Annotated in this window: 17 protein-coding genes and 1 pseudogene; 7 read left to right on the forward strand and 11 right to left on the reverse strand. The window is 61.9% G+C overall.

The annotated features are described in order from the left end of the window. Positions 1–161: 161 nt before the first annotated feature. Both BLR94_RS24660 and BLR94_RS24665 read right to left on the reverse strand, forming a co-directional pair. Positions 162–1649, reverse strand: coding sequence for a DNA recombination protein RmuC (locus tag BLR94_RS24660; protein WP_084305850.1), 1488 nt, complete (start codon positions 1647–1649; stop codon positions 162–164). Positions 1650–1706: 57 nt separating this feature from the next. Next, entirely contained in the window at positions 1707–2105 is a 399-nt protein-coding gene (locus BLR94_RS24665) for a tetratricopeptide repeat protein (RefSeq protein ID WP_084305848.1), read from the reverse strand. A 526-nt stretch (positions 2106–2631) separates the two neighbouring features. Between BLR94_RS24665 and BLR94_RS24670 the strand changes: the two genes are divergently transcribed. The 4 genes from BLR94_RS24670 (at position 2632) to BLR94_RS24690 (ending at position 6635) form a co-directional block, all read left to right on the forward strand. Next, positions 2632–5229 (forward strand): intermembrane phospholipid transport YdbH family protein, encoded by a 2598-nt coding sequence (locus BLR94_RS24670; RefSeq protein ID WP_167359806.1) that lies wholly within the window; start codon positions 2632–2634, stop codon positions 5227–5229. Between the two features lie 14 nt (positions 5230–5243). Beyond that, the gene (locus BLR94_RS24675) at positions 5244–5435 is read left to right on the forward strand and encodes a YnbE family lipoprotein (RefSeq protein WP_084305844.1); all 192 of its coding nucleotides are present in this window, start codon (positions 5244–5246) and stop codon (positions 5433–5435) included. 10 nt (positions 5436–5445) lie between these two features. Beyond that, positions 5446–5790: a YdbL family probable chaperone protein gene (locus BLR94_RS24680; protein ID WP_084305842.1), complete on the forward strand. Its 345-nt coding sequence runs from the start codon at positions 5446–5448 to the stop codon at positions 5788–5790. A gap of 218 nt (positions 5791–6008) precedes the next feature. Further along, entirely contained in the window at positions 6009–6635 is a 627-nt protein-coding gene (locus BLR94_RS24690) for a LysE family translocator (RefSeq protein ID WP_084306195.1), read from the forward strand. Between the two features lie 68 nt (positions 6636–6703). Here the strand turns inward: BLR94_RS24690 and BLR94_RS24695 are convergent, their stop codons facing one another. The 8 genes from BLR94_RS24695 to BLR94_RS24730 form a co-directional block, all read right to left on the reverse strand. Further along, positions 6704–8326 (reverse strand): methyl-accepting chemotaxis protein, encoded by a 1623-nt coding sequence (locus BLR94_RS24695; protein WP_084305838.1) that lies wholly within the window; start codon positions 8324–8326, stop codon positions 6704–6706. 312 nt (positions 8327–8638) lie between these two features. Next, on the reverse strand, positions 8639–9664 hold the full coding sequence (locus tag BLR94_RS24700; protein WP_084305837.1) for a GlxA family transcriptional regulator: 1026 nt from the start codon (positions 9662–9664) through the stop codon (positions 8639–8641). Between the two features lie 57 nt (positions 9665–9721). Further along, on the reverse strand, positions 9722–10720 hold the full coding sequence (locus BLR94_RS24705; RefSeq protein WP_084305835.1) for a 4-hydroxyproline epimerase: 999 nt from the start codon (positions 10718–10720) through the stop codon (positions 9722–9724). A 13-nt stretch (positions 10721–10733) separates the two neighbouring features. Then, positions 10734–11585 carry an ABC transporter permease gene (locus tag BLR94_RS24710; RefSeq protein ID WP_084305833.1) on the reverse strand — a complete coding sequence of 284 codons (852 nt, stop codon included), beginning with the start codon at positions 11583–11585 and terminating at the stop codon, positions 10734–10736. Beyond that, positions 11572–12435, reverse strand: a complete 864-nt coding sequence (locus tag BLR94_RS24715) for an ABC transporter permease (protein WP_084305831.1) — start codon at positions 12433–12435, stop codon at positions 11572–11574. The genes BLR94_RS24710 and BLR94_RS24715 overlap by 14 nt, the downstream gene beginning before the upstream one ends. Then, the gene (locus tag BLR94_RS24720; RefSeq protein ID WP_084305829.1) at positions 12432–13550 is read right to left on the reverse strand and encodes a quaternary amine ABC transporter ATP-binding protein; all 1119 of its coding nucleotides are present in this window, start codon (positions 13548–13550) and stop codon (positions 12432–12434) included. Before BLR94_RS24720 ends, BLR94_RS24715 begins: the two co-directional genes overlap by 4 nt. 77 nt (positions 13551–13627) lie before the next feature. Next, positions 13628–14479 (reverse strand): glycine betaine ABC transporter substrate-binding protein, encoded by an 852-nt coding sequence (locus tag BLR94_RS24725; RefSeq protein ID WP_084305827.1) that lies wholly within the window; start codon positions 14477–14479, stop codon positions 13628–13630. Positions 14480–14688: 209 nt separating this feature from the next. Then, positions 14689–15384, reverse strand: coding sequence for a GntR family transcriptional regulator (locus BLR94_RS24730; RefSeq protein WP_084305825.1), 696 nt, complete (start codon positions 15382–15384; stop codon positions 14689–14691). A 519-nt stretch (positions 15385–15903) separates the two neighbouring features. Here BLR94_RS24730 and BLR94_RS24735 point away from each other — a divergent pair. The 3 genes and pseudogenes from BLR94_RS24735 to BLR94_RS24745 form a co-directional block, all read left to right on the forward strand. Then, complete coding sequence (locus tag BLR94_RS24735) at positions 15904–16626, forward strand: GntR family transcriptional regulator (protein ID WP_084305823.1); 723 nt, start codon at positions 15904–15906, stop codon at positions 16624–16626. A 93-nt stretch (positions 16627–16719) separates the two neighbouring features. Continuing rightward, positions 16720–18039 carry an NAD(P)/FAD-dependent oxidoreductase gene (locus tag BLR94_RS24740; RefSeq protein ID WP_084305821.1) on the forward strand — a complete coding sequence of 440 codons (1320 nt, stop codon included), beginning with the start codon at positions 16720–16722 and terminating at the stop codon, positions 18037–18039. A gap of 184 nt (positions 18040–18223) precedes the next feature. Then, positions 18224–18436: pseudogene (locus tag BLR94_RS24745) on the forward strand (MFS transporter); the annotation flags it as partial. 19 nt (positions 18437–18455) lie between these two features. On the opposite strand, the gene BLR94_RS24750 reads toward BLR94_RS24745, so the two are convergent. Next, a partial coding sequence (locus BLR94_RS24750) for an IS3 family transposase (RefSeq protein ID WP_139207503.1) occupies positions 18456–18789 on the reverse strand: 334 nt, incomplete at its 5' end.

The raw sequence follows: 18789 nt of genomic DNA on the forward strand, positions 1-18789 counted from the left end.
ATAAGCTGAATTTAATCAAATCTTCGGGAAGGTCTGATATTCAGCCAGACGAAATCATCACACCCCGTAGAAGTATGACAACCGACAAGATAGCCAAAATTTCTGTCACGTCCAGCCAGGACGTGAAATCACCCCCGGCCATACTCGAGGCAGCGTGAGGCTCAGTCGCCCCCTGAGTCATCCAGAGGCAGACCGGCGGCTCGCTCGAGCAGCTCGGGAGGCAGGCTCTTGCTGGCTCGGGCACCGAGCAGCTTGAGGTTCTCGGCGCGGCTTATCAGGTTGCCGCGACCGTCGACCAGCTTGTTGCGCGCCCCGGAGTACGCCTTGTCGAGCTGCTGCAGGCGCATGCCAACCTCATCCAGGTCCTGGATGAAAGCCACGAACTTGTCGTACAGCGCTCCGGCCCGCTCGGCGATTTCCCGGGCGTTCTGGCTTTGCCGCTCCTGACGCCAGAGGCTGTCAATGACCCGCAGGGTCGCCAGCAGCGTGGTCGGGCTGACGATCACGATGTGCTGATCGAAAGCCTCCTGAAACAAGCCCGGGTCTGCCTGAAGGGCTGCTGCGAACGCCGCCTCGATGGGCACGAAGAGCAACACGAAATCCAGGCTGTGCAGCCCGTCGAGGTGCTGGTAATCCTTGAGCGACAGCCCCTTCAGATGGCTGCGCAGGGACAGCACGTGCTGCTTCAGGGCCAGTTGCCGGGTCGCTTCGTCGGTAGCCGACACGCACTGCTGATAGGCCGTGAGGCTGACCTTGGCATCGACCACCACCTGCTTCTCGCCCGGCAGCTGGATCAGCACGTCCGGCTGGAAGCGCTCGCCATCGGCACTCTTCAGGCTGACCTGGGTGTGATACTCGCGGCCCTTTTGCAGGCCGGCATGCTCCAGCACCCTCTCGAGCACCAGCTCACCCCAGTTGCCCTGGGTCTTCTGGCCCTTGAGAGCCTGGGTCAGGTTCATCGCCTCTTCGCTCAGGCGCTGGTTGAGCCCCTGCAGGCGCTCCAGTTCCTTGCCCAGGGAAAAGCGCTCGCGCGCCTCCTGCTGATAACTCTCCTCGACCCGCTTCTCGAAGGACTGGATGCGTTCCTTGAGCGGATCGAGCAGTTGGCCGAGGCGCTGCTGGCTGGTTTCCGAGAAACGCTGCTCGCGCTCGTCGAAGATCTTGCCGGCCAGCTCGGCGAACTGGGCCCGCAAGGCATCGCGGGCGCCCTGCAGATCTTCGAGACGCTGCTGGTGGTTTTCCTGCTGTTCATTGAGCTCGGCAGCCAGGCCGGCCCGCTCGCTATCCAGGCGACGCAGCTCGACCTCCTGCTGATCACGCAGCGCCTGCCCGCCCTTGATCTGCTCGCGAGCCAGTTGCAGGTCGTTCTGCAGCAGATGGGTTTCCCGGCGCAGAGCGGCCAGCTCGGCCTGTTGGTCAGCCTTGATCTCAAGAATCTCGGCCAGTTCTTCGCGGCAACTGTCCAGTTGCGCACTCAGGCCTGCCTGGGCCAGTTGCGCGGCATTCATGCGCTCTTGCGCCAGGCCTGCCTGCAAACGCATCGCCTCGGCCTGCCGCGACAGGGCGACGGCACGCAGCAACAGGGGAACGGCACAGACCAGGGCGCCGACCAGAAAGGCCGGCAGCAGCGAAACGAGATCAGAGGGCATACAGACATCCAGGCGAGACTGCCAGGCAGTATACCCGCGCGGGCGACTGTGCAGCGGCTACAGGCGCTGTAGCAGGTCCCGCGCTTCGTACTGCCCCTGCAGCGCCGCCAGCTCCAGCCAGTGGCGGGCCTGCTGCGGCTCCAGGGTGCGCGGTTGGCAGTACAGGCGGCCCAGCTCGAGCTGGGCGACGCCGTCACCGGCACGCGCCGCCTGGCGCAGCAGTTCCACGCCAATACGACGGTCGCGGGTATTGTCGCAGTCGCGACAGAGCATTTGGCCAAGGCGGCTCTGCGCCTGCACCACGCCTTGCCGGGCAGGCTGCTTGAGCAGGCGACCGGCAATGCGTTTGACGCTGGGGGCATGCCCCAGGCGCGGGCTGTCCAACAGCCAGGCGGCAACGCGAACAGGTACCTGGGCACGGACGGGAAGCGTATCAAGCGGTAAAGCGCGGGGCATAAGGCATAAAGCGGGCTGCGGAACAGGCGCGCCACTCTACTCTTTTTTATTCACAGGTAAACCCCGCCCTACTCTCCTCAAGCCTGCTTGTGACAATCCACAGAAGCTGTGGATAACTTTGTGTGTATCGTGGGAGAAATACCCCCACAACGCTGATGGTATGGGGTCCCGCGTCAAACTGATCATTTTTTCGCCACATCAAAAAAGTCCATATTTTTCATGCACTTAAAAATTCAACTACGACAATTGGAGGTTTTGTGCAAGCGTTAATATGCTGCTTGACAAGCTGCATCGCGATTGTGCACAAGTCCCGCGACAGGCCTGCGCAAACGCCCTTTTAGAGGGCGCAAGCCAGGCGTCACAGGCCCTGCGGCCTGACAGATGGAGCGCCTGGCCTCTGCACCAATAAAGCCCATGTCATGTTCCCGACATAAAACCGTGGGCGGCTGAACCGGCCAAACCGGGTTTGGCAGGCCATGGCGCTTCGGGTTACCGTCGCGAATTCTTCCGCCGATGGATGACGCCCATGCTCAGCCGCACCAGGCTGCGACTGTCCGTTTTATTCACCCTGCTCGTGGTGTTCGTTGCCGTCCTTTATCTGGGCGGCAGCTACCTGCTGCAACGCAATGGCGTCGAGAAACTCGATTGGCATGGCCTATCACTCTCCAGAACAGGCCTGAACGTAAAGGACCTGCAACTGACGCAACGCAGCAGTGCAGGCACTCTGGAGCTGCACAGTGAGGGGCTGCAACTGGCCTGGTGCGATTTCGGCTTCAGCCTGCCGTTCTGGCAGCACCTCGACATCGGCAGCCTGACGCTCACCTGGCTACCCGCAATTGAAGAGCTCGAGCCAGACACGCCGCCAGCCGACCTCGACCTGCAACAACTGGCTGCGCCACTGGCCCTGCTGCCACGCAGCCTGGAGATTGAGCGACTAGCCGCCACCCTGCCCTGCGCCCGCGGACAATGCACCGCCACAGGCAACCTGAAGCTGCTGCGTGGCGAGGATGACCACCTGGCCGTTCAGCTCGATCTCGACCATCAGACGCAGGTAGTCAATGGCTCGCTCACCCTGCGACCGCGCAACGCGGCAATCGACCTGCAACTGACCCTGGCCGTCGATCAGCAACCGCAAGTGACCATAAAGAGCAGCCTCGAACAGGCAGGTGACGGCCTGAACTGGAACGGCCAGCTCGATGCGACGCAACTCACCCAGGCGGCCGCCTTGCAAAGTTGGCTGAGCGCCTGGAGCGTGCCGGCGGGCACCCAGTGGCCCGGCGCGCCGGGAGAGGTCAGCCTGCAAGGCTCGTGGCAACTGACGCTGCCACAGCGGGTAATGGATGTGGACAACCTGCTGGCTGCCAGCGGTCAGGTCGACGTGCAGGGCAATCTGCCCCAGCCCTGGCCTTTTCCCGGGCTTGGCCAGCTACGGGGGCAGTTGGCCCTGGCGGCGCACAACCAAGGGCAAAACTGGATCGCAACGCGCGTGGAAGCGGACCTGCAGCTCACCGAGCCGAATGCCGACTGGCTGAGTGCGCTACCACCGGAGCTGCGCAGCGAATCGCTGCGCGTACAGGTGCAGCCTGACACGCCACTCGATGGCCTGCGCAACGACCTGACCAGGCGCAGCCTGCCCCTGAAACTGACGCTGGCCTTGCGTGGCGCGACCCGGCTGGACCTGCAGGGCCGCCTGGCACTGGCGAGCTCGGCGCCCTGGGCCGTGCAGTTCGCCGATACGCGCCTGACCACACGCACCGCCAGAGTGAACCAGGCTGGCTGGCAGGCCGGCGAGCTGAGCAGCGACCTCAAGCTGGCGGGCCATGCAGATGGCACTGCGGTGGACCTGGGCATTGGCCAAGGCTCCCGGCTTCAGGCTGCAACCCTCAAAGGTGCCGACCTGAACGCACAGAAGCTGCAGATCGACCTCGGCGGTAGCGCCCTCGACCTCAAACTGCAGGACGGCGCCCTGCAGACCTGGCAGTTCGAGGGCCCGCTGAACCTCAGCACCGCACGCCTGGAACAGGCCAACCTCAAGCCACAGGGCTGGCGTTTGCAGAGCCAGCTATCGGCAGCGGATATGGCCGGCACCCTGCGCGGCAAGCTGAGCAACGACAGCGAACTGCAACTGGACCTGGATGCAAGCCTCGACGCCAAACAGAACCTGCAGCTCAAGGCGACTCTCGGCGAACTGTTCCTGCGCTCCGGCAACCCGCTGGCCAAAACCCTGGTGCAGTGGCCCGAGTTGCTCGACCTCGACAGCGGCCGCCTGAATGCCGTCGCCGACCTGGCCCTGAGCGCTGGCAGCAACGCCCCGAGCGTTGACCTGAGCCTGACCGGCACGGGCCTGGGCGGTATCTATGACCGCTCGGAACTCAGCGGCCTGGACACCCGACTGCAATTCAAGCTGGCGCGCCAGCGCTTCGACCTGTACGTCCAACAGATAAAAGTCCAGCAGGCCAACCCCGGCCTGCCGATCGGCCCGCTCGAAGCGCGCATTCGCTACGCTGCGCCGCTGGCCAGTGCAGCCAAGGGCACACTTGAGGTAAACCTGGCGCAAGCCGCGCTGATGGGCGGGCAGGTCACCCTGACACCAGGGCGATGGGATCTCGCGGCCGGTAATCAGTTGTTTCCCATCCAGGTCCGCGGCCTGGAACTCCAGCAGCTTTTCACCCTCTACCCGGCAGAAGGCCTGGCCGGTAGCGGGACGCTGGATGGTGACCTGCCCGTGCGCCTGGGCCAGAACGGCATCGAGGTGCAGCAAGGCCATATTGCCGCCCGCCACCCCGGCGGGCGGCTGCAATTCAGCTCGGAGAAGATCAAGGCCCTGGGCCGCAGCAACCCGGCGATGCAACTGGTGACGCAGTCCCTGGAGGACTTCAACTTCACCACCCTGAACAGTTCGGTCGACTATGATCAGCACGGCAAACTGCGCCTGGCCATGCGCCTGGAAGGCCAGAACCCGGCAATCGAGAATGGCCGGCCGATCCACTTCACCATCAACCTGGAGGAGGACATCCCCAACCTGCTCGCCAGCCTGCAACTGACCGATCGGGTCAACGAGATCATCACGCGGCGCGTGCAGCAGCGAATGCTGCAACGCAATACCGCACCCAAGGAGCCTTGACTAGGAGAAGCGCCATGCGCTTGCGTAGTTGCATCACCGCCCTGCTGCTGGGGCTACTGAGCGTAGCCTGTACCCCGACGGTACAACTGGCGATGCCCAACGAGCCGATCAACATCAACCTGAATGTGAAGATCGAGCACGAGATCTATATCAAGGTGGATAAGGCACTGGACAACATGTTCAGTGAATCCAGCGGACTGTTCTGAGGAAACCCAAATGAGCCTGATCAAACCCTTCGCCGGCCTGTTGCTGCTGCTCAGCCTGAGCCTGCCCGCTCACGCCATCAGCCTCAACGAGGCGATGTCCGCCCTGGGCGATGCCAAGGCCAGCGGCCAGCTCGGCGAGCAGCCCAATGGTTATCTGGGCGTGGTCAAATCCGGCGGCCAGGCCGACGAGATCGCCAAGCTGATCAACGCCGCCCGCCGCGCCGAGTATCAGAAGCTGGCCCAGCAAAACGGCATTCAGCTCAGCGACGTGGAAACCATCGCCGGGCAGAAGGCCATCGACAAGACCCCGGCTGGCCAGTACGTCCAGCAGCAGGGCCAATGGCGCCGCAAGTAGCGCCCCCGGAAGGCCCGCTGCAATACGCCGCGGGCCTCCGCGACGACACGCGGCGGGCAACGCGGCCCCCCCTGACGTCCATGACTTCACCCACGGCCGTGGCTCTGCGCCATGGGTTCGTCGTCCAGGCAGGCGCGCCGCTGACGATTTTCTTCAATACCGCCCCCACCTAGCACCGACAGACTGCCGGCATCTTTTCTCGAAAAGCGATGCCCGCCATGCACCAGTTCCTGATCATCGCCGTCGCCCACTTCCTGGCGCTGCTGTCCCCCGGACCGGATTTCTTTCTGGTCGCCCGCACATCACTATCCGCGGGTTGGCGAGTCGCCAGTGGCGCCTGCCTGGGCATCGCCCTGGCCAACGGCCTGTTCATCGTCGCGGCCTTCAGCGGCGTCTCGGTTCTACAGCCGGGCAGCGTGCCCTTCATCGCCCTGCAAGTGAGCGGCAGCCTGTACCTGCTCTACCTGGGCGCGCTGTTCATCCGTCACGCCGGCAGCAGCGTGCTGCAGGCTGCGGAAGGCGGCGCACCCGCCAGGCAAATCACCTGGATGCAGGCGGCCGGCATGGGCTTTCTGTCGGGCATTCTCAATCCCAAGAACGCGCTGTTCTACGTGAGCCTGGCAAGCATGCTCGGTGGTTCGCACAGCAGCGCCGGCTGGAAACTGTTCTACGGGGTGTGGATGTTCGGCGTAGTACTTGGCTGGGACCTGCTGGTTGCACTGGCCATTGGCAACAAACGCCTGCTGCGCCGTTTCCAGCACGCGCTGCCGATGCTGGAACGGTTGTCGGGGATGATGCTGCTGGCCCTCGGGCTGGGGATGCTGGGCCTGCTGCTGATCGGCTGACGCGGTAGCGGACGCCTGCGCCTGGACTCACCGCATGCCTGCACACGGGCACGTGGTGAGGGCCGTGGTCAATCGCTCAGGCGTGCGGCCAGCGTCGACAGATCGCCGGATACGCCCTGCATGGCGCGGCTCGCCGACTCGCTGCGCTGCAGGTCGGCCTCGTTGCTGCGGGCGATGGAAACGATTTCCGCCAGGTTGCGGGCGATGTCTTCGGCGACCGAGGTCTGCTCCTCGGCCGCTGTGGCGATCTGCCGGTTCATGTCGCGGATGGACTCCACGGCCAGCGTGATACTGTGCAGGCGCTCGCCAGCCATGCCGACCTGGGCACGACCCGCCTCGCTCTGCTGGGTACCGGCATCGATGGCCGCGGTCGCGTCCTTGGATGCGCTCTGCACATTGGCGATCAACTGATGGATTTCGCTGATCGAACTGGCGGTGCGCAACGACAGGTTGCGCACCTCGTCGGCCACCACCGCGAAGCCCCGGCCGGCATCGCCCGCCCGGGCGGCTTCGATAGCGGCATTGAGGGCCAGTAGGTTGGTCTGGTCGGCGATACCACGGATCACGTCCAGCACGCTGCCGATTCGCTCACTGTCGCTTTCCAGGCGGCCGATAACCGCCGAGGTGCGGGTGATCTCACCGTGCATCTGCTCGATGGTGGCGATGGTGCTGGCCATGGTCGCCTCGCCTTGTCGGGCGGCCTGGTCGGCTTCATCCGCGGCACGGGCCGCCGCTGCGCAATGCCGCGCGACTTCCTCGGCCGTCGCGCTCATCTCATGCATGGCGGTGGCCACCTGATCGGTGCGCGAAAACTGCTCGCGAATGCCGTGGCCGATATGCCCGGCCACACTGCTCAGGGCCTGGCTGGCGGCATCCAGCTCACCGGTGCCGTTTCGCAATTGCCGCGACAGCGCCTGCATGAACTCGCGCAGGCGATTGGCCGCCTGGGCCAGGCGACCTACCTCGTCCTCGCGCCCCTCGCCCAGGCATTCGCCGAACTGCCCACGGCTGAGCAGATCGAGCTGCCCGGTGGCCTGCAGCAACGGCGCGGTGATGCGCCGGTTCACCAACCAGGCGCTGAACAGTGCCAGCAGCACACCCAGCCCGAGCATCGCCAGACTGCCGAACAGCACGCTACGCTGGGCGATCTCGCTCAACCGGGTAGCACTCGCCTGGCTGCGCTGGTGCAGCTCGTCGACCAGCAACGACAGTTGCTCGGTGGTCGCCCGGTCGATGCCTTTGACGGCCGCATCCCCGGCCTGGGCAGAAAACCCGGCCGCGGCAAAAGCCTCATAACCCCGCCGATACGCCTGGCCCATCTCGGCATGAGTACGGCGCAACTCACTCAGACGCTGGCGCAGCTCGGTACTCCCTGCCGCCTCGACCAGCAGGCCGATCTGTGCCTGCACCCGCCCCTCCTCGTCCTGAAACTGCTGCCAGTAGCGGTTGCGCTGCGCCTGGTCAGCGCCACGCAGCAGGACGTTTTTCCACTCCTGTACCTGGATCTTGAACGCCAGGTTGGCCGCCTCCACCTGCCGCGCCTCTTCGAGCGGGCCGCGAAGCAACGCCTGATAGCCATCCAGTTGCCGCGACAACAGGGCAAAGCCCGCCAGCGCAATCAACAACATCAACATCAGACCACCGCCAATCAGCAATACCAATTGGGCACGCAGCGAACGACCAAGGCTCATGGAAAACTCGAACGGGAGGGAGAAGTGCGATCATTTTATGAAGAAGGTGTTACAGATATATTGCAGCGCGATAGCAGGTTGCCAGATGGCTATGTAGTCGCCCACGCTGCATGGATCAGCACGCCGCACCTGCCCACCCACACCGCCACCACGCGGAAGGTATGGACAGGAGCCGGGCAGCCAAGCGATAGCGGCACGGTGGTTTTCTTGCCGCGCTGAACGCAAACGGCAGCGCCTGCCGTCAGCCCGGTGCTGGCGGCCTACCGCCACCGCAGTTCAGGCCTGGAATGAGCCGCGAGGTGACGGTCGCGCTTATTTACTCGATTTCACGTTGCCGTGGCGGATTTCCTTGGACGGCGAGTTGCCGAAGTACGACGCATAGCATTTGCTGAAGTGGCTGGGAGACACGAAACCACAAGCCACGCTGACGTCCAGAATCGGCAGGTCGGAATGCTGCAGCAATCGGCGCCCCTCGGTGATCCGAAGCTCCAGGTAGTAGCGTACCGGCGTGGTGCCGAGCTGCTGCTGGAACAGTCGCTCGATCTGCCGCCGGGAGCGCCCCGCGTACTTCGCCAACTGCTCCAGGCTCAGTGGCTCTTCGATGTTGGCGCTCATCAGGTTGATCACGTTACGCAACGGCTCGCTCATCTTGGCGTGCACGGTGGGACGCACGCGCCGGTAGCGAGATTCCTCGAAAGCCAGGATATCGACGATGCCTTCGACCAGATCGCGACCATGCAGCTTGTGGATCCATTCCAGCACCATATTGAAGGCGCCGGTCGGGCTGGCGGCCGTCAGCCGATTACGATCCACCATGAAGCTTTCCGAGGTGACCTGACTGTACCGGGCGATTTCCGCCAGCGCCGCACGGTGTTCAGGATGGATCGCACATTTAAAGCCGTCGAGCAGGCCGGCCTGCCCCAGGAACCAGGCACCACTCCATAGCCCGGCCAGGGCCACGTTCTTCTCGTCGGCCACATGCAGGAGCTGCTTGAGCGCCGGTATCGGCCGCAAGGGGGTACGCAGCCCACCGCAGATCACCAACAGGTCCAGGCCCACGAGATGCTTGCCGCTCAGTTCGGCGTTCGGGCAGATGATGATGCCGAGGTCGCTGACCACCGCCTGGCCGTTCAGGCTGAAGGTCTGCGTGGCGAAGACGCCGGTGCTGATGAGATTGGCCGTCACCAGGATATCCAGCGCCTGCGTGAACGCCGGAAGGGAAAAATTCTCGAGCAGCAGGAAGCCGACCCGGGCCTCGCGCAACACGCGGTTCTTGTCGCCTACAAAACGGAGGTTCTGCCCTTGCAGCGCCTCGCTGAAACTTCGCCTATCCGACAATTTCTGCCCCTATCAGTCATGCCCGGCCTGCCGGCGATGTTCGTCACCGGCAGGCATTCAGTCAACCAGGAAACCGTGCGCCAGGGGATCACGCTCGTCCACGAAGATGGTGTTGAGCCCGATCACCTGCGCCCACCCGGTAACGCTGGGCAGGATGCCCGGGTAGCTACCGACCTCGCTGGCGGCTTCGATACGGCCCTGATAAATCGTGCCGATCAGACTTTCACTGCGGTACGTGTCACCGACGCCAAGGCGACCCTTGCCATGCAACTGTGCCAGGCGCGCAGACGTGCCGGTACCCCCCGGAGAACGATCGATTGCCTTGTCACCATAGAAAACGATATTGCGCCCATCGGACGCGTCACTGGTGCCGGCATCACACCAGATGGCATGGTGCACACCATTGATTCGCGGATCGTCCGGATGCACGGGATGGCAGACCCCGGCCAGCGCGCTGCGTAGACTCCGGCTGTGGGTCACGATGTCCGCCGCGGACATTCCATCCAGCCCGGGCCAGTTTTCCTGGGGCTCGACCACCGCGTAGTAATTGCCCCCGTAGGCGATGTCCACCACCAGTTGGCCCAGCCCCGGAACCTCGACACGCACATCCGCGGCATGCAGGTAGCTCGGCACGTTGAACAGGCTGACCGATTCGACCTTGTCGCCCGCCAGGCGGTACTCCACACTGACCTTCCCGGCTGGCGTCTCGATGGACAGCTTGCCCGCTACCTTCGGCCTGACCAGGCCGTGCTCGATCACCACGGTGCTCAGGCCGATGGTGCCAGCCCCGCACATCGGCAGGCAGCCACTCACTTCGATGAACAGCACGGCGAGATCGCAATCGCTGTGTATCGAGGGATAGATCATCGCACCGGACATCACTTCATGGCCCCGGGGCTCGAACATCAATGCCTTGCGAATCCAGTCATGCTCGCGGATGAACAGCTCGCGCCGATCCGCCATGCTCACGTGGGGCATCAGCGGTGCCCCACCTGCCACCACCCGTACCGGGTTGCCGCAGGCATGGGCGTCTATGCAGAAAAATGTGCTTCGCATGCGTCGCTTCTCCCTAGACGGCTTTACGGGCCGAGTGCCGTTGCAGCGCACCCCGCGACAGGCGATCGAGCAACAGCGCGACCGCGACGATCGCCAACCCGGCCCGCAGGCCCAGCCCCATTTCCATGCGCGTCAGGCCGCGGGTCACCTCCGCGCCGAGCCCGCCGGCACCGACCAGGCCGGCCAGCACCACCATGGCCAGGGACAGCAGGATGCACTGGTTGAGGCCAACCATCAGCGTCGGCGTGGCGGCCGGGATCTCGATCTTGAGCAGGATGGCGCGCGGAGAAGCCCCGGTTGCCTGGCCCAGTTCGAGGAGATCCTTGGGGATCTGGTTGAACGCCAGGGTGGTGAGCCGCATCATCGGCGGGATGCCGTAGATCACGGTGGCGATGATGGCCGGCACCTTGCCGAGGCTGAAGATCATCACCGCAGGAATCAGGTAAACCCAGGGCGGCACCGTCTGCATGACATTCAGCAACGGCCGAACCGCGGCATCGAAGCGCTTCACCCGCGAGGCCAGTATGCCCAGCGGAAAAGCGATCGCCACCGAGATGCTGACCGATACCGAGACCAGGGCAATGGTCTGCAGGGAGGCGGTCCAGAGGCCGGAAAGCAGGCAGAAGCCAAGCATGAAGGCGGACAGCACCGCGACGCGCAGGTTGGTGAACAGGTAGGCCAGCACTGCCACTGCCGCGATCAATGCGTAAGCGGGCATGGCGAGCAAGGTAGCTTCCACGCCGCCGAGCACGCTTTCGATGCACCTGCTGATGGCCGCGAACAGCGGGTGGAAGTTCGCATTCAGCCAGTCGATGGCAGGAGCCAGGTGCTGCCCCGGCGAGAACTTCAGCTCAGTGGGCGCCATTGCTCACCTCCTTTTTATCCGAGCGGTTGGCGCTTTGGGCCATCCGGTCGAGAATCAGGGTCAGGATGACGATGGCGATGGACGCATTGATTGACTGCGCGATGTCCAGCGTGCGGATCGCCCCGTAAATGGCCTCCCCCAACCCACCGGAACCGACGATGCCCGCGATCACCACCATGCCGAACGCCATCATCAGGCTCTGATTCACCCCGGCCATGATGCTGGGCAGAGCGAAAGGCAGGCGGATCTTGAAGAACAGCTGCCAGCCACTGGTGCCGCTCGCTTCCCCCAGTTCGATGAAATGATTGGGCGTCATGCGGATGCCCAGTGAGGTGAGCCTGAGTACCGGCGGTACCGCCACGATGAAGGTGGCGACCAGTGCGGTCGCCGAGCCATAGCCCAGCAGGGCGATGGCCGGCAACAGGTAGATATAAGGCGGCAGGGTCTGCACCAGGTCGAGCACTGGCTCGGTGACCTTGTCCAGGGACGGCAGCAGGCCTGCGGCCACCCCCACCGGGATGCCGACCAGCAGCGCCAGGCTGGTCGCCGACAGCACCAGCGCCAGGGTGCTCATGGTCTCGGCCCACAGCCCCATGACCGAACAGAACGCCAGGGCCAGCGCCGAGGCGATGGCGAATTTGAGGTCGGACGACAATCGCCAGGCGAGCGCGCCCACCAGCAGCGCCACCCCATAGAAAGGAGCGGCTTCCAAGACCCATAGCACGGCCTCATAAAAGCCCATGAGTATCAGGTTGAGAAAGTCGAACACATGGGCTCCGTTATCCATGAGCCATTCCAGTGCGGCGTCGACGCTTTCGTCGAAGCGTGATGCGAAATCCTCCGGGCTCATAGCGAGTGCTCCAGGGGTTCGCGTAGCGGCGTCTCGACGCAGTCGTTGGGTACGCCCTGCACACCGCGCAACAGATCGCGTGCGGTGATGACGCCCACCGGGCTGCCCCCTTCCATGACCGCCAGCGCCTCGCCCCCGGACTGAATCAGCAGGTTGATCAGCTCATTCAGGTCCGCACCGGCAGTGGTGCTGCACAGCGTGCCGACGTCCACGTCGGGGTGGGCTTGCCGGTAGTCCGCACAGGGCGTCATGACCGAGTGGGCCTTGACCAGATGCAAGCGGGAGATACCGGCCACGAAATCGGCGACATAGTCATCCGCCGGCTTCAGCACGATGTCTTCGGCCGTGCCCTCCTGAATGATCATGCCATCCTTCATGATCGCGATGCGGTCGCCGATACGAATCGCCTCCTCCAGGTCATGAGTAATGAATACCGCCGATTTGCCGAGGGATTTGGTGAGCTGGCGGAACTCGTCCTGCAGCTGCCGGCGAATGAGTGGATCGAGAGCGCTGAAGGGTTCATCCATGAGGATGATTTCCGGATCGGACGTGATGGCACGCGCCAGGCCGACCCGTTGCTGCATGCCACCGGACAACTCGGCGGGATAACGGGCCGCCCAGTCGGACAAACCGACCTTGGCCAGTGCCTGTTCAGCGACCGCGTGGCGCTCGGCCTTGGCAACGCCCTGCACCTCGAGCCCGAAGGCGGCGTTCTCCAGAACGGTTCGATGCGGCAATAACGCCACGCTCTGGAAGACCATGCCGATGTGTTGCGCCCGCACCTTGCGCAGTTCCACCGCGCTGAGTGCGGACAGGTCCTTGCCCTTGACCAGCACCTGGCCGGCGCTGGGGACGATCAACTTGTTCAACAGGCGGATCAAGGTGGACTTGCCGCTACCGGAGAGGCCCATGATGCAGAAGATTTCGCCACGACGAACCTCAAGGCTGACATCCGACACGCCGACGACGCAGCCGTAATCCTGCAGGATCTGTTTCTTGGAAAGACCTCGCTCGATATAAGCCTTCATTGCAGCGGAGGAGTTCTGCCCAAACACTTTCCAGACAGACTGACAACTTACCAGCACTTCGTCAGTGCCATTACGTGAGGAATTCATTTCGCACCCGTCGAACCAGAGGATTCTGGTTTAATTGTTGACATCAAGTTCGGCAGCGGCAGCAGCTAAAGCGGACTTCAGTATTTTTTTATGTTGTTCCAGCGTTTCAGCAGTTCGGCATGCTTGTCCGACCAGTCACTGACGGCCTGGTCCATGGTTTTGCCATCTTTCACTTCACCGTTGATCGCGGTGATGTCCGCCAGCGGCACGTAGACACCGGCAATCACTTCACGGGCCTGTGGATTCTTCTCCGAGAAGCCTTTCTGGGCGATCCAGTAGTAACCCTGGGGCGGCGGGAAGATACCCTTGGGATCCTTGAGGAATTTCACATCGAACTTCTGCGTCATCCAGGACGGTTCCCAGATGGCGACGGCGACCCAGTCCTTGCGGTCGACGGACGATTTGAGCGCAGCAGTCATGGCGGCGGTGCTGCCTTCCAGCAGATTGAGCTTGATGCCATATGCCGATACCGCGTTCGCCGCATCACTCATCAGGCCTGAACCCGGCTCGATGCCGACGATCTTGTTGCCGAACTTCTCGGCGTTTTCATTGAGTTGCTCGATGGAGTCGATGGTGACGTAGCGCGGTACCGCGATCCCTTGGTACAGGCCATGGGAAACCGGAGAGATCTTTTCCAGACGATTCTTGCTGCGGTTCCAGTAATCGTGAGCGGCGTAGTCGATCTGCGACGTCAGCACCTGGATGTCACCCTTGCTCAATGCCGCATAGGCGATACCCCATTCGGAAAACGAGGTAACTTCCACGGTATAGCCGGCATTCTCCAATGCCTTCTTGGTAATGCCGGTTATGGGCGTCAGGTCCTCCCAGGACAAGGTGCCCATCTTGATGACCTTTCCGTCAGCGTGACTGTGTACGATCGTCAGGCTGACGATTGCCAACGCGCAGAGTGCCTTCCACAAAATCTTCATGGTGTATGCCCTGTAGTGGTGCTGATGACATCAGCGGTAGAGTGGTTTTCGCTTCTTATTTAACGCCCTGGGTGCCAATCACACCGGCGGCGTATTGTTTTTCTCGTCGTGAGCAGCCACGCGAACATCCCTTTGCTGGATACATGGCGCCAGACGCTGATCCTGCGCGCTTCATTGGTTGCAACAGTGCCTGCCGTAGGCATCGGCTGTTAATAAGTGCCTGTTCTGTCCGCCCAGGTATCAGCCTTCAGCCCTTGCGGAGCGATGAATATTTCCATGTTTCCGCGGGACAACTCCCAGTGCTCGAACACCAGATCGACCACGGCGGTTTCGTCATGCCTGGCGAACGCTTCGATGAAGGCGTCGTGATGCTCGACGGCGAGCGACAAGTGTTTCTGCATTTCCTCATTCCGCGGCCTGAAGAAGGTATGACCGATTCTCGCGTGATCGATCAGCAGCCGACCGAGGCTGGGCTCGAGGTAGGGACTGCCGGACATTTCACCCATGATTTCGTGAAAGCGGTTGTTCTCCATCACCATCGCCAGAGGGTCGCGCACCCTTGCCGCGCTACGGAATCGTTCCTGAGTCGCCTTGAGGTCATTGAGTTGCGCAGGTGTGAAGTTCTGTACCGCCAACCGGCCAATCGCCGCGTAGATCATCGGAGCGGCAAGGAAAAAATTGCGCAGGGTGGAATGATTCATCGGTGCAACCCGTGCACCGCGATTCTCTTGAATGTCGAGGTAACCCTCGCCTGCCAGGCGTCGCAGCACTTCTCGGACCGGCGTACGAGACAAGCCGTAGCGCGCACTCAGGCCAAGCTCTTCGATTGCCTGGCCTGGATCGAGCTGCATGGTCAGGATCTGCCGCTTCATGTCGTCGTAGAGACTGTTCTTATCTTTTTTCACAAGGGACTCCGGCTATTCACCGCCCCGCCACACATGGCTGTTGGATCGAGACTCGCACGCGCTCCGGTGATGGTCAATACGCACTGTATTCTTTATGTATACCCATAGAATTCATAAAAAATACCCGCAAACCGCTATTTCCTTGCCCGTTTAGGCGGTTTGAATCGCCAGTTGCAGGCGACGCACTGTCGGAAACAGATATGTGCAGGTCGCTTTCAGAGATATACCGGTAATGACGATGCCCTCTTCCAGGAAGTGCATGCCAACTGCCTGCGCGAAGTATCTCCAGGTGCTCACGAGTAACAGCGAGCCAGGGTTCGGATGTGATGAAATAGCCCCACGACACAGGCATCGAGGCGTACTTCAAGCCATTGCAAGATAGCCACTTGCTACCTGCCAACATTGCGCAATCCCGGGCGCCTGTTGTCCACGCAGAAATCTGTAGACATATTGTCTAACGTGATTTTATAGTCATTATACAAATTGTAGACAACGCTAATGACCAGCAGAAAACAGTCCATGAAAGCTCGTTCCGAAGCCGATAACGTCGTCATCGACATCCCCCTGGACCGCAAGACGGTTCTCGGTGATGCGCTGCGTCGTCGGATTCTGAGCATGGAGCTGGCACCCGGTGCCGTCGTCGACGAGATCGCTCTGTGCAATGAATTCGGCCTGTCCCGGCCACCTGTCAGGGAGCTGCTGCGGCAGATCGCAGCGGAGGGTTACATCGAACTGGAGGCCAATCGCGCGCCACGCGTTGCCTCGATGAATCACGAATCCCTGCACAGTTTCTACCTGGCAGCACCACTGATCTACATCGCAACCACCCAGTTGGCAGCACTGCATGCCTCGGCTGCGGAGATCCAGGTCCTCAAAGGAATCCAGGGTCAGTTTCGCCAGGCCATCGAAGAGAAGCATGTCGAAAATCGCGTCATCCATAACGACGAGTTCCATCTCGAGATCGGCAGGATGGCCCACAACGATTACCTCATGCCCAGCCTGCGGCGCCTGCTGATCGATCATGCACGGCTCGGAAAGATCTTCTACCGGCACCCCACCACCGACGACATGCAACGCGACCTGGAGATCGCCTGCGACCAGCATGACCAGATGATCGCCGCTATCGAACGGCGTGACCCGGACACCGCTGCGGTTGTCGTGCGTGCGCACTTCGAGCTGTCCCGTCGGCGCATGGCGGAATACGCCGCCCCCGTTGGCGTAGAGGTGGCATTGACGTTTTAGGAACCCGAGCGCTGGTGCCTCAGCTGATCATGAGTCATTTCACGCAAGGGACAGTTAACCAAAGCTCAAACAATAAAAGTTAGGTTTCCCGAAATGACCAGAGTGACCCACTTGCCTGCCGATGATTCGACCTGCGGCTGGTTCCACCTCAGCAACCCCAGGCAGCCAAGACCGGCCCACAGCGGCAAGAGCGCCGCCCGCTGGGTCATCGTCGGCGCGGGTTATGTAGGCCTCGCAGCGGCTCGGCAGTTGGCACTGCATTATCCCGACGACGAGATCATCCTGATCGAGGCCCAGGAGGTCGGCTTCGGCACGGCCGGGCGCAACGCCGGATTCGCCATCGACCTCCCCCACGATATCGGCGCAGAAGACTACATCGGCGACATCGCTATCGCTAATACCTCGATGAAGCTCAATCTCACCGGCCAGTCGATGCTTACCGAGCTGGTCGAGCGTCACGCCATCGAATGCCAGATGAAAGCCTGTGGCAAATACCAGGCGGCCGTGGAAGACCGTGGCATTGCAGTGCTGGATGCCTACCGCCGAGGACTGGACAAGCTGGATCAGCCCTATGAAATGATCTCGGCAGATGAACTGCCCGAGCATATCGGCACAGGCTTCTACCGCCAGGCGCTCTTCACGCCAGGCACGGTACTTATTCAACCCTCGGCCCTGGTCAAAGGCCTGGCGGACTCGCTGCCGGGCAACGTGACCCTTTACGAGCACACGCCCATCACCGACGTGGTGTATGGCGAAAAGATCGTTCTGACCCACAAGAACGGCAGCATCACCGCCGACAAGTTGATCCTCAGCACCAATGCCTTTGGCATGAGCTTCGGGTTTCTCAAAGGCCGCATGCTGCCGGTGTTCACTTACGCCAGCCTCACCCGGCCACTGACCGCGGATGAGCAGGCGCGCCTCGGCGGCAAGCCCTTCTGGGGTGTGATACCGGCCGACACCTATGGCACCACGGTTCGTCGCACTCCGGACAACCGCCTGCTGATTCGCAACAGTTTCAGCTTCAACCCGGACGGCCAGAGCAACAGCAGGTTCAACGAGCGTTTCGTGCGCAACCACCGGACGTCGTTCGCCAACCGCTTCCCGATGTTGCCCGGGGTCGAGTTCGAATACACCTGGGGAGGCGCGCTTGCATTGTCGAGAAACCACATGAGCCAGTTCGGTGAATTGGCGCCCAATGTGTACGGCGCACTGTGTTGCAACGGCCTTGGCGTCACCCGCGGCACCGCCACCGGCAAATTGCTCGCCGACTGGTTGGCAGGCGAACGCACGGAGCTGACCGAATTCCTGCTGAACTCGTCCGGTCCCAGCAGGAACCCGCCGGAACCCTTTCTTTCCTTGGGCGTGAACTTCAACTTGAGGTGGGGCCAGCATCGCTCGGGTCGTGAGATATAGGCACACGGGCCTTTGATACATGCACTGTTTTTTCTTGTGCAGCGCTGATTGCCGGGGCTGCACAAGACAAGGAATGCCAACCGTAATTCAGGTGGCGTGAAGAAAACTCAGGGCTGAAGCATTTCAGTTCTGTGGCTTCGCTCAGCCTGAATTTACCGGCAGCTCTTAGAACCTGGAGATAATAATGACAACATTTAATACCTCGATCGAAGATATACCGCTCAACCGGTTTCATCAGCTTCTGACCCTGCGCTCCGGCGGCGGATCGTTCGTCGATGGCTATGTGCTGAGCATCATCGGCGTATGCATGATGCAAATGACTGCCGCCATGAGCCTGAGCAGTTTCTGGCAGGGCATGATTGCCGCGTCGGCATTGATCGGCATTTTCTTCGGAGGTGTGAATCGCCCCGGCTTTCCTAGACACTTTCCAAGCTCTGGAAATAGCGCTTTTCAAAATCCACTGGCGATAGCTGCATAGCGCTGCTGTGCCGGCGTTTAGGGTTATAAAACATCTCGATGTAATCGAACACATCAGCGCGTGCTTCTTCACGAGTGCCGTAGGTTTTCCGCCTGATGCGTTCGCGCTTCAGCAGTTGGAAAAAGCTCTCTGCCACGGCGTTGTCGTGACAGTTACCGCGCCGGCTCATGCTACTGATTAGGTTGTTGGCCTTGAGGAAACTTTGCCAGTCCAGGCTGCTGAACTGGCTGCCCTGGTCTGAGTGGATCATCACTTCCTGCTTGGGTTTGCGC

It is taken from the genome of Phytopseudomonas flavescens (genome assembly GCF_900100535.1).
Lineage (GTDB): Bacteria > Pseudomonadota > Gammaproteobacteria > Pseudomonadales > Pseudomonadaceae > Aquipseudomonas > Aquipseudomonas flavescens.